The sequence below is a fragment of the Bdellovibrio svalbardensis genome, from assembly GCF_029531655.1.
Lineage (GTDB): Bacteria > Bdellovibrionota > Bdellovibrionia > Bdellovibrionales > Bdellovibrionaceae > Bdellovibrio > Bdellovibrio svalbardensis.
The window spans coordinates 51,120-74,758 of record NZ_JANRMI010000007.1; the positions used below are offsets into that span (position 1 = coordinate 51,120).

Annotated in this window: 20 protein-coding genes and 1 tRNA gene; 10 read left to right on the top strand and 11 right to left on the bottom strand. The window is 45.6% G+C overall.

Translation table 11 applies throughout. The features are described 5' to 3' along the window. A complete protein-coding gene (locus tag NWE73_RS17780; protein WP_277579715.1) occupies positions 1–1,044 on the top strand; it encodes a threonine aldolase family protein in 1,044 nt (347 codons plus the stop codon). Positions 1,045–1,053: 9 nt separating this feature from the next. After that, positions 1,054–2,133, top strand: coding sequence for a tryptophan 2,3-dioxygenase family protein (locus NWE73_RS17785; RefSeq protein ID WP_277579716.1), 1,080 nt, complete (start codon positions 1,054–1,056; stop codon positions 2,131–2,133). A 49-nt stretch (positions 2,134–2,182) separates the two neighbouring features. On the opposite strand, the gene ppk2 is transcribed toward NWE73_RS17785, so the two are convergent. Continuing rightward, on the bottom strand, positions 2,183–3,031 hold the full coding sequence (gene ppk2, locus NWE73_RS17790) for a polyphosphate kinase 2 (RefSeq protein WP_407652974.1): 849 nt from the start codon (positions 3,029–3,031) through the stop codon (positions 2,183–2,185). Positions 3,032–3,265: 234 nt separating this feature from the next. Here ppk2 and NWE73_RS17795 point away from each other — a divergent pair, with 234 nt between their 5' ends. Beyond that, positions 3,266–4,960: a SulP family inorganic anion transporter gene (locus tag NWE73_RS17795; protein ID WP_407652972.1), complete on the top strand. Its 1,695-nt coding sequence runs from the start codon at positions 3,266–3,268 to the stop codon at positions 4,958–4,960. 16 nt (positions 4,961–4,976) lie between these two features. Here NWE73_RS17795 and NWE73_RS17800 read toward each other — a convergent pair whose 3' ends face one another. After that, positions 4,977–5,555 carry a methionine biosynthesis protein MetW gene (locus NWE73_RS17800; RefSeq protein WP_277579719.1) on the bottom strand — a complete coding sequence of 193 codons (579 nt, stop codon included), beginning with the start codon at positions 5,553–5,555 and terminating at the stop codon, positions 4,977–4,979. A gap of 214 nt (positions 5,556–5,769) precedes the next feature. On the opposite strand from NWE73_RS17800, the gene htpG reads away from it, so the two are divergent. Beyond that, positions 5,770–7,644, top strand: coding sequence for a molecular chaperone HtpG (htpG, locus tag NWE73_RS17805; RefSeq protein WP_277579720.1), 1,875 nt, complete (start codon positions 5,770–5,772; stop codon positions 7,642–7,644). Positions 7,645–7,766: 122 nt separating this feature from the next. On the opposite strand, the gene NWE73_RS17810 is transcribed toward htpG, so the two are convergent. Both NWE73_RS17810 and NWE73_RS17815 read right to left on the bottom strand, forming a co-directional pair. Further along, the gene (locus NWE73_RS17810) at positions 7,767–8,237 is read right to left on the bottom strand and encodes a peroxiredoxin (protein ID WP_277579721.1); all 471 of its coding nucleotides are present in this window, start codon (positions 8,235–8,237) and stop codon (positions 7,767–7,769) included. Continuing rightward, positions 8,227–9,462 carry a hypothetical protein gene (locus tag NWE73_RS17815; protein ID WP_277579722.1) on the bottom strand — a complete coding sequence of 412 codons (1,236 nt, stop codon included), beginning with the start codon at positions 9,460–9,462 and terminating at the stop codon, positions 8,227–8,229. Before NWE73_RS17815 ends, NWE73_RS17810 begins: the two co-directional genes overlap by 11 nt. Positions 9,463–9,529: 67 nt before the next feature. Between NWE73_RS17815 and NWE73_RS17820 the strand changes: the two genes are divergently transcribed. Next, positions 9,530–11,209 carry an AMP-binding protein gene (locus NWE73_RS17820; protein WP_277579723.1) on the top strand — a complete coding sequence of 560 codons (1,680 nt, stop codon included), beginning with the start codon at positions 9,530–9,532 and terminating at the stop codon, positions 11,207–11,209. Between the two features lie 108 nt (positions 11,210–11,317). On the opposite strand, the gene NWE73_RS17825 is transcribed toward NWE73_RS17820, so the two are convergent. Beyond that, positions 11,318–11,698, bottom strand: coding sequence for a high-potential iron-sulfur protein (locus tag NWE73_RS17825; RefSeq protein WP_277579724.1), 381 nt, complete (start codon positions 11,696–11,698; stop codon positions 11,318–11,320). 231 nt (positions 11,699–11,929) lie between these two features. Between NWE73_RS17825 and NWE73_RS17830 the strand changes: the two genes are divergently transcribed. Next, complete coding sequence (locus NWE73_RS17830) at positions 11,930–12,697, top strand: murein L,D-transpeptidase catalytic domain family protein (RefSeq protein WP_277579725.1); 768 nt, start codon at positions 11,930–11,932, stop codon at positions 12,695–12,697. On the opposite strand, the gene NWE73_RS17835 is transcribed toward NWE73_RS17830, so the two are convergent. Beyond that, entirely contained in the window at positions 12,590–13,042 is a 453-nt protein-coding gene (locus NWE73_RS17835) for a MerC domain-containing protein (protein WP_328517234.1), read from the bottom strand. The genes NWE73_RS17830 and NWE73_RS17835 overlap by 108 nt on opposite strands. 74 nt (positions 13,043–13,116) lie before the next feature. Here NWE73_RS17835 and NWE73_RS17840 point away from each other — a divergent pair, with 74 nt between their 5' ends. Then, the gene (locus NWE73_RS17840; RefSeq protein ID WP_407652973.1) at positions 13,117–14,577 is read left to right on the top strand and encodes a protein adenylyltransferase SelO family protein; all 1,461 of its coding nucleotides are present in this window, start codon (positions 13,117–13,119) and stop codon (positions 14,575–14,577) included. Positions 14,578–14,637: 60 nt separating this feature from the next. On the opposite strand, the gene NWE73_RS17845 is transcribed toward NWE73_RS17840, so the two are convergent. From NWE73_RS17845 to NWE73_RS17855, 3 genes are all read right to left on the bottom strand, one after another. Next, a complete protein-coding gene (locus NWE73_RS17845; protein ID WP_277579727.1) occupies positions 14,638–17,739 on the bottom strand; it encodes an efflux RND transporter permease subunit in 3,102 nt (1,033 codons plus the stop codon). After that, complete coding sequence (locus NWE73_RS17850; RefSeq protein ID WP_277579728.1) at positions 17,739–19,166, bottom strand: TolC family protein; 1,428 nt, start codon at positions 19,164–19,166, stop codon at positions 17,739–17,741. Before NWE73_RS17850 ends, NWE73_RS17845 begins: the two co-directional genes overlap by 1 nt. A gap of 165 nt (positions 19,167–19,331) precedes the next feature. Then, a complete protein-coding gene (locus tag NWE73_RS17855; RefSeq protein ID WP_277579729.1) occupies positions 19,332–19,547 on the bottom strand; it encodes a hypothetical protein in 216 nt (71 codons plus the stop codon). A gap of 300 nt (positions 19,548–19,847) precedes the next feature. Between NWE73_RS17855 and NWE73_RS17860 the strand changes: the two genes are divergently transcribed. The 3 genes from NWE73_RS17860 to NWE73_RS17870 all read left to right on the top strand — a co-directional run bounded on the left by NWE73_RS17860 (position 19,848) and on the right by NWE73_RS17870 (position 21,572). Then, a complete protein-coding gene (locus tag NWE73_RS17860; RefSeq protein WP_277579730.1) occupies positions 19,848–20,765 on the top strand; it encodes an HNH endonuclease family protein in 918 nt (305 codons plus the stop codon). Further along, entirely contained in the window at positions 20,762–21,439 is a 678-nt protein-coding gene (locus NWE73_RS17865; RefSeq protein ID WP_277579731.1) for an RluA family pseudouridine synthase, read from the top strand. Before NWE73_RS17860 ends, NWE73_RS17865 begins: the two co-directional genes overlap by 4 nt. A 44-nt stretch (positions 21,440–21,483) precedes the next feature. Further along, positions 21,484–21,572 (top strand) — tRNA-Leu (locus NWE73_RS17870). Here NWE73_RS17870 and NWE73_RS17875 read toward each other — a convergent pair. Both NWE73_RS17875 and NWE73_RS17880 read right to left on the bottom strand, forming a co-directional pair. Then, the gene (locus NWE73_RS17875; RefSeq protein ID WP_277579732.1) at positions 21,551–23,200 is read right to left on the bottom strand and encodes a recombinase family protein; all 1,650 of its coding nucleotides are present in this window, start codon (positions 23,198–23,200) and stop codon (positions 21,551–21,553) included. The genes NWE73_RS17870 and NWE73_RS17875 overlap by 22 nt on opposite strands. Before the next feature lie 57 nt (positions 23,201–23,257). After that, positions 23,258–23,443, bottom strand: coding sequence for a hypothetical protein (locus tag NWE73_RS17880; RefSeq protein WP_277579733.1), 186 nt, complete (start codon positions 23,441–23,443; stop codon positions 23,258–23,260). Positions 23,444–23,639 lie beyond the last annotated feature (196 nt).

The following is a 23,639-nucleotide window of genomic DNA, read 5'->3' on the forward strand; positions in this document are numbered from 1 at the left end:
ATGAAACGCGGTTTCGGCAGCGACAACCATGCGGGTGTCCATCCCAAAATCCTGGAGTCCATTGCTCTGGCCAATATCGAACATGCACCCTCTTACGGGACTGATGATTGGACCGAGGCTGCAATCAAGGAGTTTCGCAAACAATTCGGTACTGAGGCTCAGGTCTTTTTTGTATTCAATGGCACTGCCGCGAACGTTACGGCTTTGCGAGCTCTCACTCGCCCTTATCAATCTGTCTTTTGTTCTGATGTTGCCCATATCAATGTTGACGAATGTGGCGCTCCCGAACAAATGGCCGGATGCAAACTGATCCCGCTGCCTTCTCGAAATGGGAAGATCTCCGTGGAGGAGCTGGAAAAGGCTTTTATCCGCAGAGGCGATCAGCACTATTCACAAACTCAAGTTCTGAGCCTCACTCAACCCACCGAACTTGGTACGACTTACTCCATAGAAGAACTCACAGGCTTAATCACTTGGGCAAAGAGCAAAAAACTCTATGTCCATATTGATGGATCACGCCTGGCTAACGCTGCTATTCACTTAAACAAATCTTTCAAGGAATTCACCACTGATTTAGGTGTGGATGTCGTCTCTTTCGGTGGCACCAAGAATGGTCTTTTAATGGGTGAGGCTGTGATCTTTTTAAACAAATCCCTGGCCCACGACTTTAAATACATCCGCAAACAAAGCAGTCAACTTCCCTCGAAGTCACGCTTCATTGCCTGTCAGTTCACGGCTTATTTCCAGAATGATCTTTGGAAAGAAATTGCCGGAAACTCTCTACAGCGTGCGCAGGAATTGTATGAAGCCGTTCGCGAAATCCCTCAGATCACCGTCAGAGAAAAACCTCAAAGCAACGCTGTCTTCGCTAAGATTCCCTCAGCATGGGTGAAAAGCCTGCGTGAAAAGTACTTCTTTTATGTTTGGGATGAAAACACCTTTGAATGCCGCTGGATGACCTCTTGGGACACCAAGAGTGAAGACATCCAGGGCTTCGCACAAGCTCTTAAAGAACATGTCCACCCTCCGGCTTCGCCGAAATAGGAGATCACGATGAAATATCCTCCAGTCCACTATCACAACTATCTGGATATCGAAAAGCTGCTCAACGCTCAACACCCTAAAAGTGTTGAGTACCAAAAACCAGCCCACGACGAATTGCTTTTCATCATCGTTCACCAGACTTATGAGTTGTGGTTTAAGCAGATTCTTTTTGAATTGGATTCTGTTCTAAAAACTTTCCAGCAACCACAAATCGAAGAAGAACAAATGGGCAGAGCCAGTGCTCGCCTTGAGCGCATCGTTAGCATTCTCAAGCTTATCATCGGACAAGTGGATGTTCTGGAAACCATGACACCTCTGGATTTCCTAGATTTCCGCGACATGCTTTACCCTGCCTCGGGATTCCAAAGCTTTCAGTGGCGTCTGATTGAAACGAAGCTGGGTCTGCGTGTTGAGGATCGTCTGGCCTACAACCAGTCACCGTTTTACAAATCACTCATGGAAGACCAACAAAAGGAGATGAACGAAGTCCTCAATCAGCAGTCCCTTTTTGATGCTGTGGAAAAATGGCTAGAGCGCACTCCGTTCTTACAAGGTGAAAACTTCAACTTCTGGGATACCTACAAACAAGCTGTCAATCAGATGTTCCAGGACGACATCAACACCGTGAACGTCAACACTCGCCTGAACGAAGAAGAAAAAGCCAAGAATGTTAAAGGACTTCAAGAATCATTAAAAACCTTCGATGCTTTGTTTGATGAAAAAGCCTTCAACGAACTGCGCGCGCAAGGGCATTTCCGTTTAAGCTACAAAGGTCTACATGCAGCCCTGCTGATCCAGCTCTATCGCGACCAACCGATTCTGCAAACTCCATTCAGAATCATCCGTGCTTTGCTGGATATCGACGAGACCATGACCACATGGCGCTATCGTCACGCCTTGATGGCCTACAGAATGCTGGGACAAAAAATTGGAACGGGTGGATCGAGCGGACATAAATATTTGGCGGATGCCACTTCGAAGCATAAGATCTTCACAGACTTCTTCAATTTAACGACATTCTTTATTCCACGTTCAAAAGTTCCCACTCTTCCGAAATCAATTTCGGATCGCATGAGTTTTCACTACTAAATGAATCAATCTAAAACGACTCTCTTCGCAAAGAAGAGAGTCGTTTTAATTAATACGCGTCTGGAACAAGTTTAAACTTGCTCTCATCCCCCACGCGATTCTTGATCTTTCTTTTTGGAAGCCTTATTTCCTCTTGCGGAACTTTTTTATAGGGAATCTGCTCAAGAATATGTTTGAGCACATTCAATCGCACGCGCATCTTATCTTCGGAAACAGCAACATACCAGGGGGCCCAGGACGTATCTGAGGCTGCAAGCATCTCATCCCGGGCTTTCGTAAACTCATCCCACAATTTAAATGATTTCACATCCATGGGGGAAAGTTTCCAGATTTTGCGCCCATCATGAATGCGATCTTCAAGTCTTCGTTCCTGTTCTTCCGGACTAACCTCCAGCCAGTACTTCAAAAGAATAATTCCGGAATCCACCATGGCTCGTTCCACGAGTGGAGCCATCTTAAGAAAATGCTCCACTTGTTCTTTCGTACAAAAACCCATCACCCTATCCACGCCAGCCCGATTGTACCAGCTGCGATCAAAAATCACGACTTCCCCAGCGGATGGAAGATGAGAGACATAGCGCTGAAGATACATCTGACTTTTTTCCCTTTCTGTAGGGGCCGGAAGGGCCACCACACGAAACACTCGGGGACTGACTCGCTCGGTAAGAGCCTTAATGGTTCCTCCTTTGCCGGCGCCATCTCTTCCCTCAAAAAGAATGCAAACTTTCAAACCTTTATATACAACCCATTGCTGGAGCTTAACCAATTCAACATGGAGCTTCCTTATTTCCTTTTCATAAATCTTATTGCTGATTTTTTCTTTTTCAGTTTCCTTAACAGATTCTTTCGCATCTCTTTTAGCCGTGTCCTGCGAGGAGGTTTTTTTCTTTTCTCTCACAGTCTTTTTCAAAACCTTTTTTGTTTTGGATGTTCGGTCATTACTCATATCGATATTCATATCCATCCCCATGCTATGATCTTTCGAATCTAACTCTTCTATTTTAGACGCTACGGCCATACTTCAGTAACCAAGATGCTCCATCATATGCCATCTTACAGCTCACTTACCGCGGTCAAAATGCACAAGCCCGACACTTTCAAATATTCAGCAGCCTGTAGTACCTTAAATTCTATGGCTCAAATAACGGCATCCTCGAAAAAGCAAAGTTTGCGGCAGGACATATTTGCCGGATTGACCGCTGCTACGGTCATCATCCCCAAGGCCATGGCCTATGCCACTGTGGCAGGACTTACAGTCTCTGTCGGTCTCTATACAGCTCTCGTTCCGTTGTTGGTCTATGCAGTTTTGGGAACCTCCCGAGTTCTCAGCGTCACCTCTACAACAACGCTCGGCATTCTGACTGCGGCCGAGGTCACACAACTTGTTCCCGATGGAGATTTAAGCAAGGTCTTTGCGGTTGCGACGACCCTCACGATTCTCGTCGGAGTCTTTTTGTTGATAGCCGCAATATTGCGCTTTGGATTCATCGCCAATTTTATTTCGACCCCGGTTCTTATTGGTTTCAAGGCAGGCATTGGTCTTGTCATTGTTCTGGATCAAGCTCCGAAACTTCTAGGGCTCCACATTGCCAAGCAAGGCTTCTTTCAAGATGCGGCAAGTCTGGTAACACATTTGCCGGATTATTCCTTGATGAGCCTTCTCGTGGCGTCAGGGACATTTTTATTATTTTTTCTTCTGAAGAAATTTGCTCCGCAATCACCCGTATCACTCATTGTGGTGGCAAGTAGCATTTTAGCTTCGTGGCTTTTAAATCTACAAAGTTCAGGCGTCGCCATCGTAGGCCAAATCCCTCAAGGACTGCCGCCGCTCACCCTGCCGGATCTTTCCTTGATCCAAAGCCTTATTCCGGGTGCCTTGGGAATCGCGCTTATGAGTTTCACCGAAAGCATCGCCGTGGCCCGCGCTTTTCACAAAACGGGAGAGCCACCCATCAATTCCAATCGCGAGCTGATCGCCACTGGAGCCGCCAATGCCATCGGCGGCCTCTTTGGGGCCATGCCTTGCGGTGGTGGCACTTCTCAAACCGCAGTTGTCAGAGCGGCCGGGGGCAGCTCGCAAAAAACCAGCATCGTGGTCGCCCTTGCCTCTGCGGCAACCATGCTCTTGCTTGCCCCAGCTCTAGCTGTTATGCCTTACCCGACCCTCGCTGCCATTGTAATCATTTTTTCCGTTGGACTCATTGAAGTGAAAGAATTTAAGGAGGTTCGTAAAATTCGCAATATGGAATTTCGTTGGGCCCTGGGGGCATGCCTTGGCGTGCTCTTGTTTGGCACCCTCAAAGGAATAGTGATCGCCATTATCATGTCCCTTGTAGGGCTATCCAGCCAAACCGCGAATCTGCGAGTCTCAGTATTAGCCAGAAAGCGTGGAACAAATATTCTTCGCCCCTATGATCCCGAAAAACACCCTGATGATCAACTCTTTGAAAGACTCTTAATACTTCGACCCGAAGGGCGAGTTTTCTTTCTGAACGCACAAAACATCTCTGTTCAAATAACCAACCTTCTTGCCCAATACAAACCTGATATTTTATTGATGGACATGAGTCGCGTCCCTGATCTCGAATACTCTGCTCTGAAAATGTTTATAGACGGAGATCAGCGTTTGACCTCGCAGGGGGGTATTCAATGGTTGGCGGCGCTAAATCCCAATGTTCTGGAAGTCGTCCGCAAATCCGGCTGGGATAAAACTTTGGGTTCCCGATTGTTCTTTAATGCAGAAGTTGCCATTGATCACTATTTCAAAGTAATCAAACCCAAAGTAAATACTCCCCCATATCAAGCCCGCTCAGAACTAAACCCATAGCTTGCCTGCGGCCTCATTAGGTGGTTACCACCGCAGTTAAAAGATTTGGCGTAAAGTCTTTGCAGCCAATTTTGAAATTCTTCTCGGCAAGAAGTTTTTCGAATTCCTCTTCCGTATAAAACTGCGTCGTAAGAGTCTTCCCGTCACTTGTCGCCTCTGTCTTAACGCCTTCACCTCTGGGAACTGCCAAAAGAAAAGGGGCCTTGTCTGGCAAAATCAAATGAATGATCCCCAGGATATGGGTTAAATCAACTTCATCTATATGATTGAATGCCACGCCAGCCCAAACACCACTAATATCCTTGGGAATCTTTAATGAGGCGACATTCTTGATAGAGCCCTCTATGACATCAAATCCCCGGTCATGACTTTGCTTACAAAGAGCGGCATCCTCTTCCAGACCCACTCCTTGGTATCCATGATTTTTAATCTTTTCCAAAAGATCGCCGTTACCACTGCCGACCACCAAAATGGGCTTCCTGGCATCTATTAAGGAAAAAAAATACTGCAAACTCGATCCCTGCCCGCTCGATTGACTGACCGGTTGATTCTCTGGCCCACCTTCGACCTTCTCGACATTTTGCTCTGGTGACATACTCGCCCCTTTGCGAAAATATTCCGCCCTCTAGAAGGCTATTCTCGATGTAAGATACCGTCTATTTGTGTTTTACCCTGAGTGAAGCTCCACCTCGCCTCAAATTTAAAAAAAATACCGGTGCGACCTTGCCAAAATCCTCTTTAATCCCATATTGATAGGGATATTTTTAAAGCCCTACTCCGGCGAAGCCGGAGTGTAGACAGGAGATTATATGGCTAAGCAGGTCCAAAGCTTTAACGCAGAGATTAAACAGCTTCTAGATATCGTGATCCACTCTTTGTACTCTCACAAAGAAATCTTCCTTAGAGAGCTTGTATCCAATGGCTCCGATGCGATTGATAAACTCAAATTTCAATCACTGACTCACCCCTCCCTTTTGCCGGATAACTGGCAACCCACGCTTCGCCTGGAGCCTAATAAAGAAGCACGCACACTGAAGATCATCGATAATGGTATTGGGATGACCCAGGAAGAGGTTACACAATTTATCGGCACAATCGCGCGTTCTGGTGCGAAAGCTTTCGCACAGATGAACGAAGAAATGAAAAACAAACCGGAGCTCATCGGTCAGTTCGGTGTGGGTTTCTATTCAGCCTTTATGGTTGCCGACAAAGTTACGCTGCACACACAAAAAGCGGGAACCAATGATGGAACAGTGTGGGATTCCAACGGCGATGGCACTTATTCTATCGACAGCGTTCCTCGCCCAGATGGCACAGGCACAACCATCACCCTGCACCTGAAAGAATTTAAAGCAGAAGATGAAGTTCAAGATTTCACCGACGCTTGGGTTTTGAAATCCTTGATTAAGAAATATTCTGACTTTATTGCTCACCCCATCAAAATGAAGGGTGAAAAAGATGATGAAACCCTCAACTCACAAAAAGCGATCTGGTTGAAATCTCCGTCCGAAGTCACTCAAGAGGAATACAAAGAGTTCTATCAGCACCTTTCACATGATTGGAATGAACCGCTTAAAACAGTTCACTACAAAGCGGAAGGTACGATGGAGTTTAATGCTTTGATGTACATTCCAAGCAAAAAACCATTTAACTTTAATACCCAGGATTCAGCTTTCGGTCTTAGCCTTTATATCAAACGTGTTTTCATCATGGCGGACTGCAAAGAGTTGATCCCGACTTACTTGCGCTTTGTAAAAGGTCTTGTGGACAGCAGCGATCTTTCCTTGAACGTTTCCCGCGAAATCTTGCAACAAGATCGTCAGGTTACCCAGATTCGCAAAAACGTTACCAACAAGATCCTTGGCAGCCTTAAAGAGCTTCTCACGAAGGATCGCACTTCTTATGAGAATTTCTGGAATGAATTTGGTGCGACTCTTAAAGAAGGCATCCCCAGCGATCCTGCAAACAAAGAAAAGCTTCAAGACCTCACGCTGTTCCACTCAACTTCTTCTGACAAGATGACGACATTGGAAGAGTATGTCGGCCGCATGAAGGAAGGTCAAAAAGACATCTACTACATCACTGGTGACAGCCTCAATCAGGTCAGCCACAGTCCTTACCTGGAAAAACTCAAGGAAAAAGGCTACGAAGTTCTTTTGCTAGTTGATGCTGTCGACGAATGGGTTGTTGATGCAGTTAAAGACTACAAAGACAAAAAACTTCAATCCATCATGAAAGAAGGATTGGACATCGACACGGAAGAAGAGAAGAAACAAAAAGAGGAAGAGCTCAAACAAGCGGAAACTATTTTGCGTCCAGTTATGGACACAATGAAGAAGACTTTGGAAAACGATGTCAAAGATGTCGTTTTATCAGAGCGCCTCACCAACACACCGGTCTGCTTGGTTTCTGCAACTCAAGACCCTTCAGCGCATATGCAAAAGCTTTTGTCGCAAATGGGCCGCGAGTACAGCACCCCAGTAAAACGCATCATGGAAATCAATCCTAAGCATCCACTTTTCGAAAAGATGTTGAAGGCGACTCCAGAGCAACAGACAAAATGGTCTGAAATCCTTTTTGCACAGGCCCTCTTGAACGAAGGAAGCAATATCCCTGACCCAGTGAAGTTCTCGCAACAAATTGCTGAACTCATGGTACAGGCTGCAGAATCCACAAAACACTAATTAAACACTTAGGAGTTCCGAGAGTACTCTCTCGGAACTCCCGCTTGAGCCATTACATTTCATAAAGAAAAAAAACTAATCGAAAGCGGAGTACACAAAACAAGCCCCTCCCCCGCCAAGAATTAAAGCTCTTTCAACTGATCCAGAATAAACTGCGCATGCCCCTGGGCCTTGATCTTACGATACTCCCCCACCAATTTGCCTTCTTCATCAATCACAAAGGTGCTGCGCTCAATTCCAAGAACCATTTTGCCATACATGTTCTTTTCTTTGATCACATCAAAAAGCTGACAGACGGATTCATCTTCATCTGACAAAAGTTCAAACTTAAAGTCATACTTGCAGATAAATTTATCATGCGACTTCAAACTGTCGCGTGAAATACCGTAAACTTCGGCATTCAATTTTTTAAATTTTGGAAGCAATTCATTAAATTCAATTCCTTCCGTCGTACATCCCGGAGTGCTGTCTTTAGGATAGAAATAAAGAATGATCTTCTTCCCTTTTTTATCAGCAAGATTAAAAGTTTCTCCATTCGAAGAGGCAATTTTAAAAGCGGGAACTTTTTTACCTAATGAAACTTTAGCGGCCATGAGGCGCTCCTTCTGAATGCGGTGCTTGAGGAATCGGTTGTGGTTGCGGCGCAGGACTCAAATTCATTTGCTGTTGCTGTTCAGGCGACAACATCTCAGGCGTAATCGCTTGCCCGTTCTCATCCACAGGCCATCCTTGATCCGCCGGAATCACATTCGCAGGCTCCATCTCTCCGGGCCCAACAACACCTTGAGGCTCTTGATTGAGCGGTGCTGTTTGCATGCGACCGCGAAGCAAATCCGGATCCACGGCTGGCGTATCCGGGGCTCCAGCCGTCGCTGGAACTCCACTTTCAGCAGAACCTGGGGCCACGGCCGCGGCCGCCTTTCCCACAGGTTTTGCTGGGACTGGAGTTGGGGACGGTTTTTCTTCGACAGGTGCGTACAGCTCCGTCTCCGTCACTTCAATTTTTCCCTCAAGAGGCACATCCGCTTCAATCTTACGAATGTCCGACAAGTTCTCATAGACCTTGCCGCGCAACTTAATCAAATTCTTACCCTCTTTTTGGTAGTCGTAGGTATCGAGACGGATCATTTGCTCTTTGGTGCGATCTTCACTCCAATTTTTACACTTCAGGGAACTCAACGCACCGCTATCACTCGCTTGCAAGGTGCATTCAATGTGCTTGTTTAAAATCGAAGGCCCTAAACCTAAAATCTCTTCCAGGTTTTCAGGATAGAACACCACCTGGACCTCGCCCTCTTTTGCCGCGCTGATATCCGCAATCTTTTTCCCAGCTTGTTTTTCGCTGCACTTTTCTAAAACTTCGGCCTTTTGAGGATAGCCCTTCGCCGCAAGAATCTCGCGCTTCACGACATAGCGATCACAACGAAAAATAGATTTATTTGCCAGTTTAATATTTTCTGAGGACAGTAAAGCCCTCTCCACTTTTCCAAAGGGAGATTTTCCAGCAGGCTTCTTCTCAGATGTTAAGACCCACCACGCTTCACGATGAATACCGTCGGCCTGAGCGAAAATTCGAGTCCAACTGGCGACAGTTTTATCTTTTGGAGCTACCTCCACTTTTTTCTTTTTACTCTGAATGGATTCCACTGCGGCAGAGGTCGAGTCTACAGCGAGGGGTGTCTTTTCTTCTTTTGAAAAACAAGCCCCTAAAAAGAAGGCGGTCGATAGAATAATAGCACTGCGCACTGCTGTGGTCGCCATAGTCATACACACAGTCTTGCAAAGACCTGGATTTAACTCAAGAATTTCCTTTACCATTCTCGAATAGTTACTCTAAAATTTAGAGGCACTCACATCAGCACGTCAGAAGACGTTGGGGGACATCATGGAAAAAATTTGGCTCAAAAACTATCCCAAAGGTATAGGACACGAAATCGACCTCAGCCAATACAGCTCCCTGATGGATATTTATGACGAGTCCATTAGAAAGTTCGCAAACAAAAAAGCTTTCACCAATATGAACGTCAGCCTCACCTTCAATCAACTGAATGAAAAGGTGAATCACTTCGCGTCTTTCTTGCAAAATGAATTGAAACTGAAAAAAGGCGACCGCATTGCCATTCAGATGCCGAACCTTCTGCAGTTCCCGGTCGTTGCTTTTGCGGCACTACGCAGCGGTCTGATCATTGTCAATACGAACCCACTTTATACGGCCACTGAAATGCGCCACCAGTTCAAAGACTCTGGTGCCAAGGCCATTGTTATCATGGCCAACTTTGCCCATCATCTGGAAGAAATTATCAAAGACACAGATATTGAAAGTGTTGTTGTCACCGAACTCGCGGATCTCTTTCCGACACCAAAAAGAATTTTGGTCAATTCAGTTGTGAAGTACATTAAGAAGATGGTTCCTGCCTTCAATCTTCCGCAAGCCTACACCTTCAGACAAGCTCTGGAGCTGGGAGCCATGCGCCCTTGCCAAAATATCGCATCCACGCAAGAAGACATCGCCTTCCTTCAATACACAGGCGGCACGACGGGAGTTGCCAAAGGAGCTATGCTCACTCATCGCAACGTCCTTGCGAATATGATGCAAATCCGCGTGTGGATGTCACCAAAGCTTGTCGAAGGCGAAGAAGTCGCTATCGCGGCACTTCCACTTTATCATATCTTCGCCCTGACATTGAACTGCCTGGCTTTCTTGAAGATGGGTGCTGAAAATGTTCTGATCACAAATCCTAAAGACATTCCAGGCTTCGTCAAAGAGCTTAAAAAGATTCCATTCACAGCCATGGCAGGGGTAAACACCCTGTTCAACGCGTTGATGAACAACCCTGAGTTCGCGACAATCGACTTCAAGAAAGTCAAAGTCAGCGTTTCTGGCGCAATGACTTTACAAAAGCCCGTTGCTGAAAAATGGATGGCACTAACGAAGTCCGTCATTGTTGAAGGCTACGGCCTCACTGAAGCCTCCCCTGTGATCAGCTGCAATCCGATTGATGGCACTGACAAAGTGGGCACCGTCGGAATGCCGGTCCCTAGCACTGATGTCAAACTCATCGATGAAAATGATCAAGAAGTAAAACCTGGCGAAGCCGGTGAGCTTTGCGCCAAGGGTCCACAAGTTATGAAGGGTTACTGGCACCGCGAAGACGAAACCGCAAAAGTAATGATGGCTGATGGCTGGCTGCGCACGGGCGATATCGCGACTGTTGATGAAGATGGGTTCTTCAAAATCGTAGACCGCAAAAAAGATCTTATTATTGTTTCAGGATTTAATGTTTATCCAAATGAAATTGAAGAAGTTATAGCTTCTCATCCAGGCGTTTTGGAAGTAGCCGCGATTGGCGTCCCCGACACTCATTCTGGTGAAATCGTCAAAGTGGTCATCGTGAAGCGCGATCCAAATCTGACACCTGAAGATGTCATTGCTCACGCAAGAAAAAGTCTGACGAATTATAAAATCCCAAGACTTGTGGAATTCAGAACTGAGCTGCCAAAAACAAATGTTGGCAAAATCCTCAGAAGAGCTCTGCGAGATACTCCAGCAGAAGTAAAAAATTAAATTTAACTTCTATGAGAGAGCCGAAAGGTTCTCTCTTTTTTTTGCATAAAAAAAACGGAGTCGCTTTCAACAACTCCGTTCATTTCTTCTAGAAATTAAAGCTCGAAATTAAGCTTTTTTATTCCAAGATGCACACCAAGCGTTTGCGTAAACAAGTTTACCCGCAAAGATCGTGCAAGTTCCAACTTCTTTACCCGCTTTAACTTCTTTTTTCGCGTAGAAACCACAAGTTACACAGTGATTACCCTTTGATTCTGCAGATTTTTTGAAGTCTTCAACATACTTCACAGCTTTTGCAACTGCATCGTTAGGATCAACCATTGGCATTCCACCGCCAGCCGCTGCTGGAGCAGAACCACGTCTTTTCTCTTGAGCATTTGCTTCAGAAGAAAAAACTGCGTTCAAAGCTGCGGGAGCGATTGCCGCGATTCCTGCAATTTTTGCCACCGTAGTAAAGAAACCACGACGATTCATTTTGTTATCCATCATTGCTGCCTCCATGTCCGTTAATATGAAATCGATACTACGCCTTTTCATTTGGTTTTCAATTACAAATTTTGAAAAAACTACTCATTTGTTCAAATAATTGCCGTCACTTTGCTATAAAACTCCCCGTCAGAAACAATTTGTTGCGGTTAGAGAATCCCATAGACAGGCACGAGCTTTGAAATAGCAGAAATGGCTTATCGACTCTGGGACTTCATCGGGGGGTGAAGAATTATGAAACCACTATATTGTTTGGCGGCATTAGCCTTTGTCGCTCAGCCCGTCTACGCGGGCTCATGGTATGAAAAGAAGGCCAAAGGCGCTCTTCTCTATGACACCTATAAAAAAGCAGGAGTTCCTGAACAAGCCGTACAAAGAACTTTTGAATTTCTAGATATCAATGAAGAAAAAGAATTTAAAGTTCGCGCTGCAGATCGACTGGTCAGCAAAGAAATCACCAATAAGAACTACGCCATCGTCATCGACTTTTCAAAACCTTCTTCAGAACGAAGACTTTATCTTTTGAATCTTAAAACTGGTGATGTCGAAAAATACTATGTCGCACATGGGGTCAACACTGGCGACGATGAGGCTGAAAAATTCTCGAACACACCGGACTCAAAGAAGTCTTCTTTGGGGCTTTATTTGACGGGCTCCCCTTATGTTGGCAAACATGGTGAGTCACTTTATTTGTATGGACTTGAGAAATCCAACGACAGAGCTTTTGAAAGATCCATCGTGATGCATGGAGCTTCCTATGTTTCGACAGATTTCTTAGATAAGTACGGAAGAATGGGGCGCAGCTGGGGGTGCCCTGCAGTTTCTCAAGCCATCATCAAAAAATTAATTCCAATAATTAAAGATGGTGCAGTGGTTTATGCTTACCACAAAGATCTAATGCCGATGACACAAACAAGCCCGACGGTTCAAAACGTGAGCAACAACAAGACAAAGACTTCCAACAATAGTGAGGATATCGTGCCCGAAGAGATCGATCCCTGAAACTGGCGCCAACAATCCCGCACAAACCATAGCAAGACCTGCAACACCAAGGGCCGTCAGGCCCTTTTTTTTATGATGGAGAAATCCAGAATAGAAAGCATACAAACCCACCGGCACAACAAATAAAGCCATTACAATATGAACCCATGGCTGCTCAAAAGCTTCTCCAAGAACTGGGACAGAAAGAACCAAGAACGGCGTCAACAAGCAATGGATCGCGCAGAGACCTGACAAAGTCATTCCCAACTTATCCCAACGATCAGACTCCTCTACAAATTGCTCATGTTGAGAATGATCTACGTCACAGCAAGAATGTGTATCGCTCACGAATACCGCCTCTTCCATTTTAGGTCGAACTCTAGTTCTCTCCTAAATGCAAGTCATTGTCAACTGCGGGCATCCAGCAACCACAACCAATAATGATACAGCGGCTTGCGTTTCGTCCTAAGAAAGCTCATAAAGTAGCTGTGTCACAAACGAAAACACCTCCCATTTACGAATTAGGTCCTGATTTCTACGACGAGGTCAAATCCGCAGATTTCCCTCAGGCCCAGTTGCGTTACCGCAATGACCAAGCCGCGAAACTCGTGGGTTTAGAAGCCCTCAGCGCAGAGCAATGGCAGCAACACTTTGCTCACTTCACGGCTTTGCCCAGCAACCTCTCCACGCCCTTAGCATTGCGATATCACGGCCATCAGTTTCGCCAATACAACCCTGATTTAGGGGATGGACGCGGCTTTCTGTTCGCGCAATTTCAAGTCGGCGATAAACTTTACGACCTTGGGACCAAAGGCAGCGGACAAACGCCTTACTCCCGCCGTGGCGATGGACGACTCACACTCAAAGGAGCCTTTCGCGAAATTCTTGCGACTGAACTTTTGGAATCCTATGGCGTCAACACAAGTAAGACATTTTCTGTTTTTGAAACTGGCGAGAGTCTCGAGCGCCATGACGAACCCTCCCCAACCCGGGCCGGAGTTTTGGTGCGCCTCAGTCACGGACATATTCGCTTTGGAACATTCCAGCGTCTGGCCTTTTTGAAGCAAATCGACAACATAAAAAAGCTACTGGCTTACTCTATTCGTCATTACTATCCAGATTTGCTTCCATATAGCGAGCCCGAACAAGCAGCTCTGTTTTTGAAACAAGTGTCCTTTGCCTCTGCAGAAACCGTCGCCGCCTGGATGATGGCTGGATTTGTTCACGGGGTTTTAAACACAGACAACATGAATGTCACGGGCGAGAGTTTCGACTACGGCCCCTACCGCTTTCTGCCTCATTACGATCCCACTTTTACCGCCGCTTATTTTGATCAATCAGGATTGTATTGCTTCGGTCGTCAACCATCTGCTGTATTATGGAACGTCTTACAACTGGCCGAAGCTCTTAAGGTGGCATTCCCTGATTTAGCAACCGGGGAAATTCAAGATGATTTTGCAGATCAATTCAATCTTCACATGCGCAACCGTCTTTTATCCCGACTCAATCTTTACAACCCCTTGGAAGACGAAGCGGCGGCTGCAAAACTCGACGAAGCTTTGATCATGAATTTCTTCAATTTCATGGACGAAGCCAAGCCTTTCTACGAACAGACATTTTACGATTTGCACTCTGGCGTCTTGTCTGCAGATCAACTCATCAGATCACCGCAAGCTAAGGCTTACAAACATCCAAGCTTTGCCGCCTTAGAGGACACTCTTGAGTGTTATGAAGTAGCCGACCAAAAGAAAGCCGAACATAGCTACTTCCAAAAAGGAAAAGCCTGTTCATTGCTGATCGATGAATTAGAAGGAATTTGGGCACCCATCGCAGAAAAAGACGATTGGACATTATTCGAAGAAAAACTCGCGGAGATCAGATCCTTCCGCGGTGTTTACTAGGTACGGACACACTTATGGTGTCGCATCTGCGTCACCATAAGTGTGTCCGTACCTTTTCAATTAAGGCTGATAGCCGCTGATCTTTGCAAGGAATCTGCGGGTTGCAGCACGGAAGTCATCAATAAAACCAAAGGCTGCTGGAACAACAACCAGAGTCAACAAGGTCGAACTGATCAAACCGCCGATAATCGCGATCCCCATGGAAGTTCTCATCGCCGAAGCTTCATTCAAACCAATCGCAATCGGAATCATCCCGGCAATCAACGCCAAGGAAGTCATCAAGATCGGACGAAGACGAGTGCGACATGCTTTTAGCAATGCCGAATTTCGATCCAGACCTTCATGCAATAGATGATTCGTATAATCCACCAACAAGATGGAGTTCTTCGCCACCACTCCCAGCAACAAGACGATACCAATCAAAGAGAAGATGTCGATCGTTTTACCAAAGATCAAAAGCGCCAAAAAAGCCCCGGTCATCGCCAATGGCAAAGCCAAAAGAATTGTAAATGGTGTGATGAAGCTTTCGTACAAACTTGCCAAAACGAGGTAGATGAAAATCACTCCCAGAACAATTGCGATCAACATATTATTGATCAAATCCTTAAAGTCATCGGCCTGACCCTGGAATTTAAAATCAATTCCTGAAGGTGGTGGCAATTCAACTTTAATAATTCTTTCAAGTTCCGCGGAAGCTGTCCCCAAGGCACCGCCTTTGGCTAAGTTCGCTGAAACTTGAATGAAGCGATTTTTGTTCTGACGATTGATTTGCGAGTAACCTTTGGTCTCCTCCCCTTTTGCAATTCGAGAAAGTGGAATCATATTATTGTTGCTGTTAGGAACAGAGGTGGTCGCAAATTGAGTTCTCAAGTCACGGTACTTCTCTTCAAAGCGAATGCGGATTTTATAATCAATTCCATTTTCACGATAGATGGCATCTTCGTTACCTTCAGTGCGATTGCGCAACTCTGCGCCGGCAGTCACCGTCGAAACCCCCAGGGCCTCAGATCTTTTGCGATCAAAAATAACATGGAATTCAGGCTTCCCGGCTCGGAAGTTGGTGTCCACATCAACCAACCCTGGAATCTTCTTCACGCGTTCGACAACCTTTTGGACATAAGCATTCAACTCATCCAAATTTTGACCCGTGAAATTCACATTCAAAGGTTTTTGTGCCGATCCCACCGCATCGATATCCCCCACGGCCGCAATCGCGCGATCCTGGAATTGCTGAAGCTTTTTACGAACACTTTCCTTGTAGTCGGTCGTTGTCATCGAACGTTGCTTACGCTCCACCAAACGAATGAACATGCTTGCCTTATTCGACTCATTGTTCGCAGTTCCAATCGTTGAAACGACGATATCCACCGCTGGATCACCATCGAAGATCTTTTCCACTTCGGAAGTAAAGGCGCTGGTTGCCGTCAAAGACGAACCTACTGGAGTTTCGATACTCACCACAAACTCACCGGCATCATTGGCTGGCAGGAAAGTTTTCGGAATAAACGCAATCGTCCCCAAAGAAAGAACGAACACCAAGACACCGCCAAACAAGACTGTCTTCGGGCGACGCAAAGTGAACTTCAACAAAACTTCGTATATATCCTCCAACTTGGTCTGAAATCTGTCGAATGCTGAAAGCATGCGCCCAATAATTCCAGTGCCTTTCTTGTGCTCATCCGGATGAGCCAGATAAGCCGACATCATTGGAGCCACGGTGAAGGCATCGAAGATTGAAATGATCATCGTAAAGACCACGGTCAATCCGAACTGTTTAAAGAATTGTCCTACAATACCGCCCAAGAATGAAATCGGACCAAAAACCGCGATCACAACCAAAGTGGTCGCAACAACTGCCATGGCCACCTCTTTAGTTCCATCCAATGCAGCGTCTTTTGGCTTTTTACCCATTTCCAAATGCCGGAAGATATTTTCCCGGACAACGATGGCATCATCGATCAAAAGACCGACAGCCAAAGACAGGGCCAACAAGGTCATCAAGTTGATGGTAAAGCCCATCGCATACATGATAACAAAGCCTCCCAAGAGGGAATTCGGCAAAGCCATCCCCGTGATCAAGGTCGAACGTGCCGACCCCAGGAAGAAGAACACCACGATTACACAAAGTATAATACCGATGATGATGGACTCATTCACGTCAGCCACATTCAAACGAATCGGACGAGAGGTGTCTCGCACCATTCGCACCTCACCATTCAAACCTTTTTCTTTAAGATAGGCATTCGCCTTTTCAATGTTCTTTTTAACAGAATCAGCAACCTGTACAGTATTTGATCCACGCTGCTTATAGACCTGTAGCAGTAAGGCTTTTTTACCCTTAATGCGCCCCATAGTCTTTTCATCTTCCAGACTTCGCACAACGGTTCCAATATCGCTGATCAAAACCGGGCGGTCCGAGCCCAAGAAATTCACATTCACTTCGCTCAATTGCTTCAGCGATTCAAACTCTCCGCGAGTACGCAAAGCCGTCTCGTCTTTGGTATTCCAAACTTTACCAATTGGAATATCTTTCGAGGTGTCCATAATGCGTCTTGAGACCTGAAGCATAGAAATCTTGCGGTCTTGGATCTTGTTTTTATCAATGACAACATGGATTTCCTGCTTACGTCCGCCGTAAATCTCAACTTGCCCCACGTCTTTCAAACGATCAAACAGAGGCTTCACCGTCTCATTCGCCAAGTCGAAAGCTTGACCATCGGGAAGCTCTGTCGTGAGGGCTAATGTGACAATCGGCTGGTCGGCCGGGTCAAAGCGACGCACGATGGGTTCATAGATATCGGAAGGAAGATCCCTGCGGATATTCCCGATACGATTACGAACCTCCTGCTCCATCTCTTTGATATCGGTACCCAAGTTGAATTCAAGAACGATCAGCGCCACACCGTCAAGATTGCTTGAAGTCAGTGTTTTCAAGCCTGACAAACTACCCAGCTCATCTTCGATGGGCTTGGACACTTGCTTCTCCAAGTCCAGCGGCGAAGCTCCTGGGTAAGTGACCTGAATCGCCAACACTGGGAAAGTGACGTCTGGAAAAAGATCCACGGGCATCTTCACCAATGAAAACGCACCCAAGATCAGCATTAATAAAACCACACAAAGAATCGTAATAGGTCGGCGAATCGATAAACTTGGAAGATTCATTATTTTTCCTCAATGGCGACAAACAATCGACCTTGAGCCTCCATCTTTCTTTGTTCTGATTTTAAGCGAACAAGATTCAACTTCGCCAATCCAGCATCTTCTTCAGCATTGACGACGTTATTAGTAACAGAGCGACCTTTGTTGAATAAATCAGCCTCTGCTTTCGCGCGATCATCCTGAAGTCTCATGACCTGATCCGCTGCCTCTATGCGCCTTGTGAGCTCAGAATAGCGACGATTGATTTCCACCCAAGAACTTTCACTCTCTAGAAACTTTCTTTCGCTGACCAGCTTTGCAGACAAAGCGTTCTTTTTGGAAATATTGCGAGCGGCATTTTTCACGTCGGTATCAAATGTATAAATGAAGTTTAAAGACACCTTCGCTGTTGGACGATCTGTATTCGTCCAGTTGGCAACCGCTTTGGGCATATTTTCTTCAATGGAGTGAGTATTATAAGAGCCCGCCAAGACCAAGTCTGGACGATACGAATCTTCGACCTGTAGAGAACTCAAGGCACTGGCTTTGGCTTCTAGACTTGAGAGGTAGGCGTCCAATTGCAGAACTCTTCCCTTGTCGCCATCAACCATGGAACTCAAAGTGCGGGCCTTAGAAATATCCCCCGTCATCTCCGGCAGAGTTTCTGTGGATCCCAACTCAAGATAGTCACGCAATGACTGCTTCGCAGCAGCCAAGTCATCTTCAACCGCAATCAATAACAACTGCCGCGTTGAAACTAGCGCCTGAGTTTGCAGGAGCTCCGCTCGTTCACTAATACCATCGTTCACACGGCGACGAGTCCAAGACTCGATGCGCTTGGCACGCTCCAAGGAATCACGACTGATTTTGAGATTCTCAATGGCATAGAGATAATCCCAGTAAGCAACTTCGGCATTCACCAAAAGATTTTTTCCCTGTAAATCAAAGCGCCCTTTTTCTGCTGCTGTTGCTACTTCTTCAGTTTGCCAGCGAAGGCGCGTGGCATTTCCGAAAAAGTCTTTCCATAAAGACTGCGATAAAGACACTCCCAATGAACCCGTGCCAAATCTATTCAAAGCCGGGGTTTGCCCTAGCAAAACACCAGGATTGTCATAATCTGCCGCTTCTGCAGAAAGGCCCACAGACGTTCCGGTTGAGAAGTCCTTTTGCAAACCCAACGAGTAACCATTCACTTTGCTTTCTTTGGCGCCCAAAGAAACAAACTGACTCAAAGGGCTTTTATCATCGATGTAATAGGCATTTGCGCTAAGGATAGGAACCAAACTGATATCACCAGCTTCTTTGCGCAAATCCGCCGCTTCTTTTTGAACACTATAAGCTTGAACTGTTTTATTCTTACTTTGAACTGCTTTGAGATACTCCTGCAAATTCATTGCGAATGCGCTGGAGGGGGCCACGATCAACAGGGCCGCTAGAGATCTTAACTTCATTGGCATCATCCCTTCTAAGAACACCTCGATAATTTGATTTAATAAACCCGTTAAATCAAATCATTAAATGTCCTAGCTATTTGCATAAATAGAAGGGAGATTATATAAAAAAACCTCTGATCCCTCAGAGGTTTTTTATTTAACAAACTTCTTTAACAGAGAAGCCTATTTGCTTGCAGCTGCCTTTTCTTCACCTTTGCAGTGCGCGCAGCCTGCTTCCGACTTCGCAGAGTCTTTTGCAGCACTGTGCATTGGGCACTCTTTAGTTTCCGCACAAGCCGCTTTATCTTTACCGCAAGCACAAGACATTTCCGTGGTTTTGTGTGCACAAGCTGCCATAGTGAGGGCCATCGCCGCTGACATTAGAATTGCTTTAAACATTGAGTTCTCTCCTTCAACAAAGTTGATATAATAAGAGCATAAGGTCCCTCATGCCGCCCGACAACCTTGTATTGCTAGAAGACCAGGTTGATATGGACGCACTTAAACAGCGAAATAATTACCCTCAACGCTGCACCTCGTAACAGAAAATGTCCATAAGTGGGCAAAAATAGGGCAATTTCCACGACTCCTCTGGACTTAATGCGCGGCAGCCAATGGGGATCAAAATCTAACAAATTGTTTTGTTGAAACTCGGAACAGACTTTGGCTAAATGGCCTCATTCATTCAGCGGGGGCATAATGAATTTCATGAGGGGAATGAAAATTCAGGTAAAATACGTTGTGGTTTTATCCACACTATTGTTCAGCCTTGTTGCGCGCACGCAGGAAGCCTCTCCAGGTTCTTCCACGCAAGCTCCGACAGCACAAACACAAGCTCCTCTTTATCAGCAGTACTATACTGTCAATGAGGCTGAGACCGAAAAAGTAACGGTCCCAACAAAAAAAGCCACTTTCTCGATGGCCGCGGATCTTTCCCCAGAACACCTTCTGCAATCGGCACAGGTTGTTGTCGTCAATCTGCTTAAATGGCTTTTGCACGACGAGCCTCTCTCTATTCCTCAAGAAAAATACCTTCGCAAACTTCACTTCGGACGCTGGATCAATGATCCAACGGATGACACCTGCATGAACACTCGCGCGCGAGTTCTTGTTCGTGATAGCCAAGTCGATGTGACTTACAGGGGGCCTCGCCAGTGCTCTGTGGAGGCTGGAAAATGGCAAGATCCATATGCTGGACAAGAAGTCACCGAAGCAAAAGCCATACAAATTGACCATATGGTCCCGCTGAAAAACGCTTATCTATCTGGCGCTTGGGAGTGGGATTATAAAACTCGCTGCCTCTATGCGAACTATATGAACTTCAAGCCGCATTTGGTTTCATCTGGCGCGCATGAGAACATGTCGAAGAGTGACAAAGGTCCGGAAGGATATCTTCCACCAAATGAAAACTTCCGCTGCGAATACATTCGCAATTGGGTCGCGGTAAAAGCGATCTGGCACCTAAGAATGAATCCTGTGGAAGTACAAGCTATTTACGACGCCGTTAAGCAATACAACTGCAACCTCAACTCTTTCAAAATGAGCCTTGATGGTCTTGCTAAACAGCGCGAATTTATCGAAGCGAATTTGAACTTCTGCATCGTCAACAAAAGATGATCTTCAAGATTCTCTTTGAGGATGAGTTCTTTATCGTCGCGGAAAAACCCGCCGGACTCCCCTCTCAACCTACTGTTGATAAAAAGAGACCTGATTTCTTCACACTCCTAAAAAAACAACTTCAAGAAGAGCGCGGTAAAGAATTTTACCTGGCTCTTCATCATCGTCTGGACCGTGACACCTCGGGTGTGATGATTTTTGCCAAGAACAAAGAGGCCAATGAACCCTTGGCTGAACTTTTTAAAAATCACCAAATCCAGAAAACTTATATTTGCTTTACTCAACCGCGAAAATGTCCCGATTTCTGGGAAGAGCAAAACTTCTTAGCTGAAGTTCGCGACCCGGTATTGAAGAAAATGAAGATGAAGTCCGTCCGCTCCGGCGGTCAAAAAGCTCACACCGAGTTCCAACTTCTGGAAAGACTCAAAAAAGGTCTGATGGTCCAAGCCCGCCCTCTTTCAGGGCGCATGCACCAGATTCGTGTTCATTTATCTGAAAATCACATGGGAATATTTGGTGATGACATCTATCCTTGCTTAAAAATTCCGCAGGCTCCGCGACTAATGCTGCACGCGTTCAGCCTGGAGTTCATCCACCCTTTCACTCGAGAAAAAGTCCTTGTGGAGGCTCCGCTACCGGCCGATATGGAAGAGTTTAAACTCTCTTTATCTTAAGCCGTTGACCTTTAATTCAGAAACGGTATCATAGAACGCTCACTGCCCCGGTGGCGAAATAGGTAGACGCACAGGACTTAAAATCCTGAGATTCGCAAGGGTCGTGCCGGTTCAAGTCCGGCCCGGGGCACCATTTCCAACAGTACTCGAACCCACACGGGTTGAGCTGTTGAGATACAAAAGCTGACTTTCGAGTCGGCTTTTTTTATGTCCAAAATCTGCCGCCACTGTGGCGGTGGATGGAGTTCCTTCGGTTCCGGTTGCTTTCAAAGGTTCTTCTTTTACCGGCGCATACAGACCCATTTTGATCTTAGTTGGGTGGATTTCTATGAATTTCACCAGATTTGTAAGGACCGGCCTTTGAAGCTCTTTAGGGGCTTGTTGTAAATTCGCCAAAACTTGTTGGATTTTAGCGGTGAAACCCTTCTGGTCGATTTCTTGAGCGCGTAAATCCAGTTCTTTGGTTTTTAGAGTTTCCTTAGCAAGCTTCAAATCGTTCAACTTTTGAGTCATCTGTTTGATTTGTTCATAAAAAGCTTCCGCTGGAACCTCAGCGGGAAGGTCCGCGATTCTTTGCACTAAGTTGCTAATGCGTTTTGAGGTCGTCAGTATTTCTTGATCTAGCTTTTTGGTTTGCGCATGAAGCTCTGGCAAGTCGCTTGTGGTCTTTGATTGGTAAATCTCGATCCACTTTGCAATGAGGCTTGAATCGCTTAACAAGGCCTTTAAAGACTTAATGACGATCTCTTCAAGTCTTGGCGCTCTGACATTCTTCACTTGGCATTGATGGGCGTGATCCTTTGCTAAAGGATTCTTTAGTTGAGGATGACCATAGTAAAAGTGTTTTTCAGTTCGGCCAGTGCCGGACTTTCCACCGAGAGATTTTCCGCATTCACCACATTGAACAAGCTTGGTGAGTGGGAATGGATACTTCTTCCAAGTCTCGGGCTTGTATCTATTCTTGTTTTTACTTAGGCGTTCTTGAACCTTATTGAATGATTCTTCGCTGATGATTGCCGGCCAGACGGCTTTTATCGTCTCTATAGCACCGTCTTTGTGTTTTACTTCTTTAAGACCCAGATACGTTTTGTTGGTTAAAAGAGATTGTAATGTGTCGACAGTAAAGATTTTGCCGCCTCTTTCGATGCCATGCTTGTTCGTGAACTTCTTGTTGAAGATCCCTTGCTCGATCAATGCGACTTGGGTTTTACGGAGAGTTTCTTTTTCCAAAAAGGTCGCAAATATTTTCTGAACAGCACTTGCTTCATCTTGATTGACAACAAGTTCACCTTTGTTTTTGGGATTACGATCATAGCCTAATGGAATTGTCCCGCCATTAAAAAGTCCACGCTTAGATCGAGACAACCAATTAGCTGCGATCCGTTCAGACGTTTGCATGCGCTCGTACTGGGCATAGTTGATAAGATTAAAGACCATCATCTCGCCACTGGCAGTTGTTGTATCAAACTGCTCGCGTAAAGTGACGAAGCTTGCTTTGTGCTTTTTTAAAAGATCCCAGACCTCACAAAAGTCTTTGATATTGCGATTAAGGCGAGACAACTCTGTCGCGATGATGAGATCAATTTTTCCGAGTTTAATGTCATTAAGTAAACGTAGGAACTCAGGGCGCCCCTTCATGTTCTTGGCGGATTTTCCTTCGTCACAGTAAATATCAACCAAGGTTCCCCAGTTGGCTTCTCTTTTGTTTTGAAATTCAATGTATTCTATTAAGCGAGTTTTTTTGCGAGACAAGTGAGCCATCTTGGATTCTGGCTTGTTCTTCCGTAGACACACGGATGTAGATTCCGATTCTTTTCATTATCTAGCCTCCTTCATTTCTGAAGCTGTGCTTTGATCACTCGCTTGATCCTGCTGCTGTTTCATAGCACGGTCAATTTCGAGCAAGGCTTTTACCAGTTGCACAACTTGGTTTTCGTAGTCAGTTCGTTTTAATTTCACCTCAGTTACTTCGATGTCGTAGCTTTGTAATCCTACAACTCGCATCAATTACTAATTTCCTTATCCATATACACACCTCCATTTTTTTGATTATTGTTTTTTGCTTTTTCCTCCTCTCATCTTGTCCCCCTCTCTCTTACTCTATTTCATTTATATTTTCCTATTAATTTTTCTTATCCTGTCCATTCCATTTTCCCGTTTCGTGACCACTTCCTCTCGTAGAGGGGGAGTGGTCACGAAC

Coding starts and splice junctions, on each gene's coding strand:
- NWE73_RS17780 (WP_277579715.1), top strand. CDS start 1: ATGAAACGCGGTTTCGGCAGCGACAACCATGCGGGTGTCCATCCCAAA.
- NWE73_RS17785 (WP_277579716.1), top strand. CDS start 1,054: ATGAAATATCCTCCAGTCCACTATCACAACTATCTGGATATCGAAAAG.
- NWE73_RS17795 (WP_407652972.1), top strand. CDS start 3,266: ATGGCTCAAATAACGGCATCCTCGAAAAAGCAAAGTTTGCGGCAGGAC.
- NWE73_RS17800 (WP_277579719.1), bottom strand. CDS start 5,555: ATGTCACCAGAGCAAAATGTCGAGAAGGTCGAAGGTGGGCCAGAGAAT.
- htpG (WP_277579720.1), top strand. CDS start 5,770: ATGGCTAAGCAGGTCCAAAGCTTTAACGCAGAGATTAAACAGCTTCTA.
- NWE73_RS17810 (WP_277579721.1), bottom strand. CDS start 8,237: ATGGCCGCTAAAGTTTCATTAGGTAAAAAAGTTCCCGCTTTTAAAATT.
- NWE73_RS17815 (WP_277579722.1), bottom strand. CDS start 9,462: ATGGTAAAGGAAATTCTTGAGTTAAATCCAGGTCTTTGCAAGACTGTG.
- NWE73_RS17820 (WP_277579723.1), top strand. CDS start 9,530: ATGGAAAAAATTTGGCTCAAAAACTATCCCAAAGGTATAGGACACGAA.
- NWE73_RS17825 (WP_277579724.1), bottom strand. CDS start 11,698: ATGATGGATAACAAAATGAATCGTCGTGGTTTCTTTACTACGGTGGCA.
- NWE73_RS17830 (WP_277579725.1), top strand. CDS start 11,930: ATGAAACCACTATATTGTTTGGCGGCATTAGCCTTTGTCGCTCAGCCC.
- NWE73_RS17835 (WP_328517234.1), bottom strand. CDS start 13,042: ATGGAAGAGGCGGTATTCGTGAGCGATACACATTCTTGCTGTGACGTA.
- NWE73_RS17840 (WP_407652973.1), top strand. CDS start 13,117: ATGATACAGCGGCTTGCGTTTCGTCCTAAGAAAGCTCATAAAGTAGCT.
- NWE73_RS17845 (WP_277579727.1), bottom strand. CDS start 17,739: ATGAATCTTCCAAGTTTATCGATTCGCCGACCTATTACGATTCTTTGT.
- NWE73_RS17850 (WP_277579728.1), bottom strand. CDS start 19,166: ATGAAGTTAAGATCTCTAGCGGCCCTGTTGATCGTGGCCCCCTCCAGC.
- NWE73_RS17855 (WP_277579729.1), bottom strand. CDS start 19,547: ATGTTTAAAGCAATTCTAATGTCAGCGGCGATGGCCCTCACTATGGCA.
- NWE73_RS17860 (WP_277579730.1), top strand. CDS start 19,848: ATGAATTTCATGAGGGGAATGAAAATTCAGGTAAAATACGTTGTGGTT.
- NWE73_RS17865 (WP_277579731.1), top strand. CDS start 20,762: ATGATCTTCAAGATTCTCTTTGAGGATGAGTTCTTTATCGTCGCGGAA.
- NWE73_RS17875 (WP_277579732.1), bottom strand. CDS start 23,200: ATGGCTCACTTGTCTCGCAAAAAAACTCGCTTAATAGAATACATTGAA.
- NWE73_RS17880 (WP_277579733.1), bottom strand. CDS start 23,443: ATGCGAGTTGTAGGATTACAAAGCTACGACATCGAAGTAACTGAGGTG.